General features: G+C 44.4%; 16 protein-coding genes and 1 rRNA gene (1 of these 17 running past the window's edge). All 17 read right to left on the bottom strand.

Annotated elements, in window-relative coordinates; genetic code table 11:
• Window positions 1-85: ribosomal RNA gene (locus tag ACSLBF_RS01265) — 16S ribosomal RNA — on the bottom strand (it extends 1448 nt beyond the left edge of the window).
• Between the two features lie 890 nt (window positions 86-975).
• The gene (gene rplQ, locus ACSLBF_RS01260) at window positions 976-1377 is read right to left on the bottom strand and encodes a 50S ribosomal protein L17 (protein WP_440054824.1); all 402 of its coding nucleotides are present in this window, start codon (window positions 1375-1377) and stop codon (window positions 976-978) included.
• Between the two features lie 39 nt (window positions 1378-1416).
• Window positions 1417-2403, bottom strand: coding sequence for a DNA-directed RNA polymerase subunit alpha (locus ACSLBF_RS01255; protein ID WP_440054823.1), 987 nt, complete (start codon window positions 2401-2403; stop codon window positions 1417-1419).
• A 24-nt stretch (window positions 2404-2427) separates the two neighbouring features.
• Window positions 2428-3048 carry a 30S ribosomal protein S4 gene (gene rpsD / locus ACSLBF_RS01250; RefSeq protein WP_039611418.1) on the bottom strand — a complete coding sequence of 207 codons (621 nt, stop codon included), beginning with the start codon at window positions 3046-3048 and terminating at the stop codon, window positions 2428-2430.
• Between the two features lie 21 nt (window positions 3049-3069).
• The gene (rpsK, locus tag ACSLBF_RS01245; protein ID WP_099643703.1) at window positions 3070-3456 is read right to left on the bottom strand and encodes a 30S ribosomal protein S11; all 387 of its coding nucleotides are present in this window, start codon (window positions 3454-3456) and stop codon (window positions 3070-3072) included.
• A 13-nt stretch (window positions 3457-3469) separates the two neighbouring features.
• Window positions 3470-3826 carry a 30S ribosomal protein S13 gene (gene rpsM, locus ACSLBF_RS01240; RefSeq protein ID WP_440056177.1) on the bottom strand — a complete coding sequence of 119 codons (357 nt, stop codon included), beginning with the start codon at window positions 3824-3826 and terminating at the stop codon, window positions 3470-3472.
• 132 nt (window positions 3827-3958) lie between these two features.
• Window positions 3959-4072, bottom strand: coding sequence for a 50S ribosomal protein L36 (gene rpmJ / locus ACSLBF_RS01235; protein ID WP_002959476.1), 114 nt, complete (start codon window positions 4070-4072; stop codon window positions 3959-3961).
• A gap of 22 nt (window positions 4073-4094) precedes the next feature.
• Entirely contained in the window at window positions 4095-5423 is a 1329-nt protein-coding gene (gene secY / locus ACSLBF_RS01230; protein WP_440054822.1) for a preprotein translocase subunit SecY, read from the bottom strand.
• A gap of 11 nt (window positions 5424-5434) precedes the next feature.
• Window positions 5435-5869: a 50S ribosomal protein L15 gene (gene rplO, locus ACSLBF_RS01225; RefSeq protein ID WP_440054821.1), complete on the bottom strand. Its 435-nt coding sequence runs from the start codon at window positions 5867-5869 to the stop codon at window positions 5435-5437.
• A gap of 4 nt (window positions 5870-5873) precedes the next feature.
• On the bottom strand, window positions 5874-6053 hold the full coding sequence (rpmD, locus tag ACSLBF_RS01220) for a 50S ribosomal protein L30 (RefSeq protein ID WP_010378276.1): 180 nt from the start codon (window positions 6051-6053) through the stop codon (window positions 5874-5876).
• A gap of 6 nt (window positions 6054-6059) precedes the next feature.
• Window positions 6060-6566 carry a 30S ribosomal protein S5 gene (gene rpsE / locus ACSLBF_RS01215; RefSeq protein WP_440054820.1) on the bottom strand — a complete coding sequence of 169 codons (507 nt, stop codon included), beginning with the start codon at window positions 6564-6566 and terminating at the stop codon, window positions 6060-6062.
• A gap of 9 nt (window positions 6567-6575) precedes the next feature.
• Window positions 6576-6926 carry a 50S ribosomal protein L18 gene (rplR, locus tag ACSLBF_RS01210; protein ID WP_440054819.1) on the bottom strand — a complete coding sequence of 117 codons (351 nt, stop codon included), beginning with the start codon at window positions 6924-6926 and terminating at the stop codon, window positions 6576-6578.
• Window positions 6927-6935: 9 nt separating this feature from the next.
• Entirely contained in the window at window positions 6936-7466 is a 531-nt protein-coding gene (gene rplF / locus ACSLBF_RS01205) for a 50S ribosomal protein L6 (protein ID WP_099643707.1), read from the bottom strand.
• A 13-nt stretch (window positions 7467-7479) separates the two neighbouring features.
• Window positions 7480-7872 carry a 30S ribosomal protein S8 gene (gene rpsH / locus ACSLBF_RS01200; RefSeq protein ID WP_440054818.1) on the bottom strand — a complete coding sequence of 131 codons (393 nt, stop codon included), beginning with the start codon at window positions 7870-7872 and terminating at the stop codon, window positions 7480-7482.
• Window positions 7873-7893: 21 nt separating this feature from the next.
• The gene (gene rpsN, locus ACSLBF_RS01195) at window positions 7894-8199 is read right to left on the bottom strand and encodes a 30S ribosomal protein S14 (protein ID WP_440054817.1); all 306 of its coding nucleotides are present in this window, start codon (window positions 8197-8199) and stop codon (window positions 7894-7896) included.
• A 10-nt stretch (window positions 8200-8209) separates the two neighbouring features.
• On the bottom strand, window positions 8210-8749 hold the full coding sequence (rplE, locus tag ACSLBF_RS01190) for a 50S ribosomal protein L5 (RefSeq protein WP_440054816.1): 540 nt from the start codon (window positions 8747-8749) through the stop codon (window positions 8210-8212).
• Window positions 8750-8764: 15 nt separating this feature from the next.
• Window positions 8765-9079 carry a 50S ribosomal protein L24 gene (gene rplX / locus ACSLBF_RS01185; protein WP_440054815.1) on the bottom strand — a complete coding sequence of 105 codons (315 nt, stop codon included), beginning with the start codon at window positions 9077-9079 and terminating at the stop codon, window positions 8765-8767.
• Between the last annotated feature and the right edge of the window lie 2 nt (window positions 9080-9081).

Here is a 9081-nt window from a genome sequence, read left to right as displayed (position 1 = left end):
CAAGCTAGAAATGTTACCGCTCGACTTGCATGTGTTAGGCCTGCCGCCAGCGTTCAATCTGAGCCATGATCAAACTCTTCAATTAAAAGTTTTTTTGTTCTCACTCTATAAAGAGTAAAGAACGGCGCTCATTGAATTCTGATTTTGATACCTTTCGGTATCGAATTGACTGTGCGTTATTATTTTCACTTTTAAAAAAGTGAAATCAAAACAGCTCAAGGCTGAATCTTTTAATAACTTATGGTCACTCAGTTCAATTGAGACTCTAAATTTGTTTGCGTCATCTAGCGAACTAGAATCTGCTGTTAGAACTCAATCTGTACGAGTGCCCACACAGATGATTGCTTCATATTGTTAAAGAACGGTTCCGGTCACCCGGTTTCGAAACACTTTCTTGCTTCGAGGGATGTGCATTTTAAACATTCCCAATTTGTTGTCAATGCTTGTTTTGAATTTCTTTTTCGAAGCTCAACTTCAAGTCTTATTTGACTTAACCAACTCGTTGCTCACTTGCTTTTCAGCGTGCTGCCCCGTGTCAGTGGAAGCGCATTATAGGGAGATTCGATTTCAGTGCAAGCGTTTTTTTAAGAAAAGTTGTAAAAACGGAGCGTTCGAGCAAAAAGCACACAAAACACTGTCTAAGTAACAAATAAATGTCGGAAAATGATCTTATTAGCTACATATGATTGCTGCACACGTCAAGAAACCTGACTTATAAGTAGTTTTATACACCCGAATAAGTATATTTCTATTTGCTAACTATTTGCGTTTAGGTCTGAATGCAGGAATGACAGTTAAAAGGCTATTAAAACAACTTTCCGAAGCTGGTTTTAGTAAAGTGCCAGTCTACACTTTCCTATTGTTGCGAATAAATTGAATCGTAATGCGAGAAAGTATAATGAAAAAAGTCTGGTCGTAGATAAAGAAAAAGCCGAGCTGTTGCTCGGCTTTTTTGTGTCTTTATATAAAGACTAATTACTCTGCAGACTGTGCGTCTTCTTGAACTTCTTCGTTCGCAACAGGGCGATCTAGTAGTTCAATGTAAGCCATTGGCGCGTTGTCACCTGTACGGAAGCCACACTTAAGAATACGAGTGTAACCACCTGGACGATCCGCAAAACGAGGACCAATCTCAGTGAACAATTTACCAACTACTTCTTTATCACGCGTGCGAGCAAACGCTAAACGGCGATTTGCTACGCTGTCAGTCTTAGCCAGTGTGATTAAAGGTTCAATTACACGGCGCAGCTCTTTTGCTTTAGGCAAAGTAGTTTTGATGATTTCGTGCTTCACCAAAGAACCAGCCATGTTGCTAAACATCGCTTTGCGATGGCTGCTGTTACGGTTTAATTGACGACCACTCTTACGATGGCGCATGACCCTATCCTTCTAACTAAACTAATATAGTAACTTAGCTTATTCAGCTAAGCTTGCAGGTGGCCAGTTCTCTAGACGCATGCCTAGAGATAAACCACGAGAAGCTAGTACATCTTTGATCTCAGTTAGAGACTTCTTACCAAGGTTTGGTGTTTTCAGAAGCTCAACTTCGGTACGCTGAACTAAGTCACCGATATATTGAATTTGCTCGGCTTTCAGACAGTTTGCTGAACGTACTGTTAGCTCTAAGTCATCGACTGGACGAAGTAGAATCGGATCAAATTCCGGCTTCTCTTCTTTCTCTTCTGGCTCTGAAACATCTCGTAAATCTACGAATGCATCTAATTGCTCAGCAAGGATTGTTGACGCACGGCGGATAGCCTCTTCAGGATCTAAAGTGCCGTTCGTTTCCATATCAATGATTAGTTTATCTAAGTCTGTACGTTGCTCAACACGAGCTGACTCAACCGAGTACGCAATACGCTCAACTGGGCTGAAAGATGCGTCAAGCATCAAACGACCAATTGGACGCTCATCGTCATCAGAGGATAAACGACTAGACGCCGGTACATAACCGCGACCACGCTCAACACGGATGCGCATGCTGATTTCGCTATTGTCAGCCGTTAGGTGACAAATAACATGCTCAGGGTTGGCGATAGTCACATCTCCGTCGTGCTGGATATCAGCCGCAGTCACAGGGCCTACACCAGACTTAGCCAGGGTAAGGAAAACTTCATCTTTACCTTCTAGGGATACCGCCAGACCTTTCAGGTTTAACAGTATTTCAATGATGTCTTCTTGTACGCCTTCTTTCGCGCTGTACTCGTGCAAAACGCCGTCAATTTCAACTTCTGTCACAGCACAACCAGGCATAGATGAAAGAAGTATACGACGTAGAGCGTTACCTAGTGTGTGGCCGAAACCACGCTCTAGAGGCTCTAAAACAACTTTAGAACGCGTTGAGCTTACAGCGTCGATATCGACTAATCTTGGTTTTAGGAATTCGGTTACAGAACCCTGCATTTTATCCTCTCTTAACTCTTAACTTTACTTCGAGTAAAGTTCGACGATTAGTTGTTCGTTAATGTCCGCAGACAGATCAGAACGCTCAGGTAGACGCTTGAAAGTGCCTTCCATTTTCTTACCGTCAACTTCAATCCAAGTTGGCTTTTCACGTTGCTCAGCCAACTCTAGAGCAGCGATGATACGCGCTTGCTTTTTAGACTTCTCACGAATTACTACTACATCTTCAGGAGTAATTACAAAAGAAGGGATATTAACAACACGACCATTAACCATAATCGCTTTGTGGCTTACTAGCTGACGCGCTTCAGCACGCGTGCTTGCAAAACCCATGCGATATACAACATTGTCTAAACGTTGCTCTAGAAGCTGTAACAAGTTTTCACCTGTGTTACCTTTAAGGCGAGCAGCTTCTTTGTAGTAGTTACGGAATTGCTTTTCTAGTACACCGTAGATACGACGAACTTTTTGCTTTTCACGTAGCTGTAAACCGTAATCAGATAGACGACCTTTACGTGCGCCATGCTGACCAGGTGCTGTTTCTAGTTTACACTTAGAGTCAATTGCTCTTACGCCGCTTTTAAGGAACAGGTCAGTACCTTCACGACGACTCAGCTTGAGCTTAGGGCCCAAATATCTTGCCATGTTCTTTCTCCTAACCTATTGTTATACGCGACGTTTCTTCGGTGGACGACAACCATTATGTGGAATTGGCGTCACGTCAGTGATGTTAGTGATACGGAAACCAGCAGCATTCAATGCACGAACAGCAGACTCACGGCCTGGACCTGGACCTTTAATGAATACTTCTAGGTTCTTAAGACCGTACTCTTGTGCAGCAACACCTGCACGCTCCGCAGCAACCTGTGCAGCGAATGGAGTAGATTTACGAGAACCACGGAAACCTGAACCACCCGCAGTCGCCCAAGAAAGAGCATTACCTTGACGGTCAGTGATGGTCACAATAGTGTTGTTGAATGACGCATGAACGTGAGCCATACCATCAACAACTTGCTTTTTGACCTTTTTACGACGAATTGGTGCTTTAGCCATAACTTACCCCACCTTATTTCTTGATAGGCTTGCGAGGACCCTTACGAGTACGCGCGTTAGTCTTTGTACGCTGACCACGTAGTGGAAGCGAACGACGGTGACGTAAGCCACGGAAACAGCCAAGGTCCATAAGACGCTTGATGTTTAGTGTAACTTCACGACGAAGATCACCTTCAACAGTGTACTTGCCAACTTCTTCACGAAGGATGTCAAGAACTTCGTCATTTAAATCGCCGATTTTAGTAGTTTCAGCGATACCAGTCGCAGCTAAGATCGCCTTAGCGCGAGTTTTACCTACACCATAGATGCTTGTTAAACCGATAACAGCATGCTTATGATCAGGAACGTTAATGCCTGCGATACGGGCCACTAACATATCTCCTATTATATAAACTTGATTATCATCTTGCTGGAAAGCCCGTATAGGATACCCAACCGACATTCAAGTTTTACCAAAGAAACAGGCTAAGTATAGTTACTCAGCCTGCACGACTTAATTTGCTTAGCCTTGCCTTTGCTTGTGCTTTGGCTCACTGCAGATCACACGTACAACACCTGCACGCTTGATTACTTTGCAGTTACGGCAAATTTTCTTAACGGAAGCACGTACTTTCATTACTCAACTCCGTAAACTGACCTTATCGGCCGTAGCCTTTAAGGTTCGCTTTTTTCAGCACAGAATCATATTGATGTGACATCATATGAGTCTGTACTTGTGCCATAAAGTCCATGATCACAACAACGATAATCAAGATTGATGTACCGCCGAAGTAGAATGGCGTTTGCCATGCCATGGTCATAAACTCGGGCACCAGACAGATAAAGGTTATATACAAAGCGCCTGCTAATGTCAGACGTGTCATCACTTTATCAATGTATTTAGATGTCTGCTCACCTGGACGAATGCCTGGAATAAAAGCGCCAGATTTTTTCAGGTTATCTGCTGTCTCACGCGGGTTAAATACCAACGCAGTGTAGAAGAAGCAGAAGAAAATAATCGCTGCTGACAACACCATCGCATATAGCGGTTGACCTGGAGTCAACACAGCTGAGATAGCTTGTAATACGTCAGCGACTGGACCTTCACCTTGGCCGAACCAGCTTGCAATTGTACCAGGGAACAAAATGATACTGCTAGCAAAGATTGGTGGAATAACACCCGCCATGTTCACTTTCAGTGGTAAGTGCGTGCTTTGAGCTGCAAATACCTGTCTACCTTGCTGGCGCTTTGCGTAGTTTACGACGATACGTCGCTGACCACGTTCAAAGAAAACAACAAGATAAGTGACAGCGAATACAATCACTGCAATCAATACTAAAACAAGAACATTCAAGTCACCTTGGCGCGCCATTTCTGCTGTCGAACCGATTGCAGACGGCAAGTTAGCTACAATACCAACAAAAATCAGAACCGAGATACCGTTACCGATACCACGTTCTGTGATTTGTTCGCCCAGCCACATTAGGAACATTGTACCAGTTACCAAACTCACAACAGCGGTGAAATAGAAACCAATACCAGGATTAACAACCAATCCGTCCATCATATTCGGTAAGCCTGAAGCAATACCAAATGACTGGAAAGTAGCTAGCACAAGCGTACCATAACGCGTGTACTGACTGATTTTCTTACGCCCTTGCTCACCTTCTTTCTTAAGCTCTATCATCGCAGGATGTATGTGCGTTAATAGTTGCATAATAATCGAAGCAGAGATATAAGGCATAATCCCCAGTGCGAGTACTGAGGCACGCTCAAGCGCACCACCACTGAACATGTTAAACATTTCAACGATGGTGCCCTTTTGTTGCTCGAAGAATTCGGCAAGTACAGCGGCGTCAATCCCAGGGATCGGCACAAATGAACCTAAACGGTATATTATGATAGCGCCCAATACGAATAGTAAACGACGCTTCAGCTCCGCAAGTCCACTCTGTGCACTTTGCATATCTTGACCTGGTTTAGCCATAGTGTACTTCCTTAGTCTTCTACCTTGCCTCCGGCGGCTTCGATAGCTTCGCGAGCACCTTTAGACACTTTAATGCCTTTAACGGTAACAGCGCGTGAAACTTCGCCAGATTTAACAACTTTTACGAACTGGATGTTCTTTTTAACGATACCAGCTGCCTGTAACGCGTTTAGATCTACCACATCGCCTTCAACTTTAGCGATTTCGAATAGATTTACTTCTTTAGACACAAGAGACTTGCGTGAAGTAAAACCAAACTTTGGTAGACGACGTTGCATAGGCATTTGACCGCCTTCGAAACCAACGCGTACTTTACCACCAGAGCGTGACTTTTGACCTTTGTGACCACGGCCACCAGTCTTACCAAGACCAGAACCGATACCACGGCCAAGACGCTTACCAGCGGTTTTTGAACCTGCAGCAGGTGAAAGTGTATTCAAGTTCATCGAATTACCCCTCAACCTTAACCATGTAAGAAACTTGGTTGATCATACCACGTACTGCTGGAGTATCTTCCAACTCTACAGTGTGGTTGATACGACGTAAACCAAGGCCACGTAATGTAGCTTTATGCTTCGGTAAACGACCGATCGAGCTACGTACTTGAGTTACTTTTACTGTATTTGCCATGGTGTCTTACCCCAAGATTTCGTCAACGCTAAGACCACGCTTTGCAGCAATTTTCTCTGGAGAGTTCATGTTCTCTAGAGCTGCAATTGTTGCGCGAACGATGTTGATCGGGTTAGTTGAACCGTATGCTTTTGATAGTACGTTCTGTACGCCAGTTACTTCTAGTACTGCACGCATCGCACCACCGGCGATGATACCTGTACCTTCAGAAGCTGGTTGCATATAAACTTTTGAACCCGCGTGGCGACCCTTGATTGGGTGCTGTAGCGTGTTACCGTTTAGATCAACTGTAATCATGTTACGACGTGCTTTTTCCATTGCTTTTTGAATAGCAGCAGGAACTTCACGTGCTTTACCGTAACCAAAACCTACTTTACCAGCGCCATCACCAACTACTGTTAGTGCAGTGAAACTAAAGATACGACCACCTTTAACCACTTTAGACACACGGTTCACCGCGATTAGCTTTTCAGCCAAATCAGGCTGTGCTTGCTTTGCTTCTACGTTAGCCATTGTCTACTCCTAGAATTGCAGACCGGCTTCACGCGCAGCATCAGCTAGCGCCTTCACTCGGCCGTGATATTTAAAGCCACTGCGATCAAAAGCAATCTTTTCGATGCCTTTGTCAGCTACGCGCTCAGCGATTGCTTTACCAACTGCTTGAGCCGCTTCGACGTTGCCTGTGCCTTTAACTGTTTCAGCAATTGCTTTTTCAACAGTAGAAGCAGCAGCCAGTACATTACCCTCAGCATTTACTACTTGAGCGTAGATGTGACGTGGCGTGCGGTGGATAACAAGACGCGTTGTGCCTTGTTCGATAATATTTCTACGAGTGCGCTTAGCACGACGTAGACGAGCTGTTTTCTTATCCATCGTCTTACCTTACTTCTTCTTAGCCTCTTTACGACGCACGTGCTCATCAGCGTAACGTACACCTTTACCTTTATAAGGCTCTGGTTCACGGTATGAGCGGATGTTAGCAGCTGTTTGACCAACTAACTGCTTGTCTGCGCCTTTAACAACAATTTCAGTCTGGCTTGGAGCTTCGATAGTGATACCCTCAGGGATCTCGAAGTTCACAGGGTGAGAGAAGCCAAGAGTTAAGTCTAATACTTTACCCTTAACTGCCGCACGGTAACCAACACCAACTAGTTGTAGTTTCTTCTCGTAACCATCGTTAACACCAACAATCATGTTGTTGATTAGCGCACGTGCAGTACCAGCTTGAGCCCAAGCATTAGCAACTTCACGAGGAGCTGTAGTGATAACGTTGTCGTTTAGTGAAACTTCAACCGCATCGTTGATTGTGCGAGTTAATTCACCGTTTTTGCCTTTAACTTTGATGTCCTGGCCGTTAATTGTAACTTCAACACCGGCAGGAACATTGATTGGAGCCTTCGCTATACGAGACATAGTTCCCCTCCGATTAAGCTACAAAGCCAATGATTTCACCACCAACGCCAGCGGTACGCGCAGCGCGGTCTGTCATCAGGCCTTTAGAAGTTGATACGATAGCGATACCAAGACCACCCATTACTTTTGGTAATTCGTCACGTTTCTTATAGATACGTAGACCTGGGCGGCTAACACGCTGGATGTTTTCGATTACAGCTTTGCCTTCGAAGTACTTTAACTCGATAGTCAATTCTGCCTTAACGTCGCCAGATACTGCAAAGTCAGAGATATAACCTTCGTCTTTTAGTACCTTAGCAATAGCTACTTTCAGCTTTGAAGTTGGCATTGAAACAGATACCTTCTTCGCAGACTGACCGTTACGGATACGTGTGAACAAATCCGCAATTGGATCTTGCAAGCTCATTGTCTTACTCCCGTGATTCTATTACCAACTAGCCTTTTTAAGGCCAGGAATTTCACCGCGCATTGCAGCTTCGCGAACTTTGATACGGCTGAAGCCGAATTTGCGAAGGTAACCATGTGGGCGGCCCGTAATGTTACAACGATTACGTTGACGAGAAGGGCTAGAATCGCGAGGTAAAGACTGAAGCTTTAACACTGCATCCCAACGCTCATCATCTGATGCGTTAACATCGCTGATGATAGCTTTTAGCGCAGCACGCTTTTCAGCATACTGAGCTACTAATTTAGCACGTTTTACATCACGCGCTTTCATTGAATTCTTTGCCATAACCCTACCCTTACTTTTTAAATGGGAAGTTGAACGCTTCTAACAACGCACGGCCTTCATCATCTGTTTTCGCAGAAGTAGTGATTGTGATATCCATACCGCGAACACGGTCTACTTTATCATAATCAATTTCTGGGAAGATGATTTGCTCACGTACGCCCATAGAGTAGTTACCGCGACCGTCAAAAGACTTAGCGCTAACACCGCGGAAGTCACGAATACGTGGCATCGCGATAGAGACTAGACGCTCTAGGAAATCCCACATACGCTCGCCGCGTAGGGTTACTTTACAGCCAATTGGGTAACCTTCACGGATCTTAAAGCCAGCAACTGATTTACGAGCTTTAGTCACAAGAGGTTTCTGACCAGAGATAGCTTCTAGGTCTGCTACTGCATTCTCTAGAATCTTCTTGTCAGCTAGGGCTTCGCCCACACCCATGTTAAGTGTGATCTTTTCGATCTGAGGGACTTGCATGACAGAGCTGTAAGCAAACTTCTCTTGAAGTTCTTTTACCACTTTGTCTTTGTACACTTCATGCAGTTTCGCCATCGTCTACTCCAACTATTAGATAGTTTTACCGGTAGACTTGAAGAAACGGACTTTTTTACCGTCTTCAAATCTAAAACCAACACGATCTGCTTTGCCAGTTTCGGCATTGAAAATCGCGATATTAGATACGTCGATAGACGCTTCTTTTTCAACAACACCGCCAGCTTGCTGTAACTGAGGTACAGGCTTCTGGTGTTTCTTGATAATGTTTACGCCTTCAACAAATACTCGGCCAGCTTCAGAAACAACTGAAAGCACTTTACCGCGCTTACCTTTGTCTTTACCGGCTAGTACGATTACTTCGTCATCACGACGGATTTTTGCTGCCATGA

Origin of the sequence: Pseudoalteromonas sp. T1lg65, assembly GCF_051930985.1 — a bacterium.
Taxonomy (GTDB): Bacteria; Pseudomonadota; Gammaproteobacteria; order Enterobacterales; family Alteromonadaceae; genus Pseudoalteromonas.
This window is presented reverse-complemented; position numbering and strand designations above follow the sequence as displayed.

What these genes read in the sequence shown, in the direction of transcription:
- ACSLBF_RS01255 (WP_440054823.1), bottom strand. Translation starts at nt 2,403, where the DNA reads ATGCAGGGTTCTGTAACCGAATTCCTAAAACCAAGATTAGTCGATATC.
- rplF (WP_099643707.1), bottom strand. Translation starts at nt 7,466, where the DNA reads ATGTCTCGTATAGCGAAGGCTCCAATCAATGTTCCTGCCGGTGTTGAA.
- rpmJ (WP_002959476.1), bottom strand. Translation starts at nt 4,072, where the DNA reads ATGAAAGTACGTGCTTCCGTTAAGAAAATTTGCCGTAACTGCAAAGTA.
- rplQ (WP_440054824.1), bottom strand. Translation starts at nt 1,377, where the DNA reads ATGCGCCATCGTAAGAGTGGTCGTCAATTAAACCGTAACAGCAGCCAT.
- rplR (WP_440054819.1), bottom strand. Translation starts at nt 6,926, where the DNA reads ATGGATAAGAAAACAGCTCGTCTACGTCGTGCTAAGCGCACTCGTAGA.
- rpsD (WP_039611418.1), bottom strand. Translation starts at nt 3,048, where the DNA reads ATGGCAAGATATTTGGGCCCTAAGCTCAAGCTGAGTCGTCGTGAAGGT.
- rplO (WP_440054821.1), bottom strand. Translation starts at nt 5,869, where the DNA reads ATGAACTTGAATACACTTTCACCTGCTGCAGGTTCAAAAACCGCTGGT.
- rpsN (WP_440054817.1), bottom strand. Translation starts at nt 8,199, where the DNA reads ATGGCAAAGAATTCAATGAAAGCGCGTGATGTAAAACGTGCTAAATTA.
- secY (WP_440054822.1), bottom strand. Translation starts at nt 5,423, where the DNA reads ATGGCTAAACCAGGTCAAGATATGCAAAGTGCACAGAGTGGACTTGCG.
- rpmD (WP_010378276.1), bottom strand. Translation starts at nt 6,053, where the DNA reads ATGGCAAATACAGTAAAAGTAACTCAAGTACGTAGCTCGATCGGTCGT.
- rplX (WP_440054815.1), bottom strand. Translation starts at nt 9,079, where the DNA reads ATGGCAGCAAAAATCCGTCGTGATGACGAAGTAATCGTACTAGCCGGT.
- rpsE (WP_440054820.1), bottom strand. Translation starts at nt 6,566, where the DNA reads ATGGCTAACGTAGAAGCAAAGCAAGCACAGCCTGATTTGGCTGAAAAG.
- rpsH (WP_440054818.1), bottom strand. Translation starts at nt 7,872, where the DNA reads ATGAGCTTGCAAGATCCAATTGCGGATTTGTTCACACGTATCCGTAAC.
- rplE (WP_440054816.1), bottom strand. Translation starts at nt 8,749, where the DNA reads ATGGCGAAACTGCATGAAGTGTACAAAGACAAAGTGGTAAAAGAACTT.
- rpsK (WP_099643703.1), bottom strand. Translation starts at nt 3,456, where the DNA reads ATGGCTAAAGCACCAATTCGTCGTAAAAAGGTCAAAAAGCAAGTTGTT.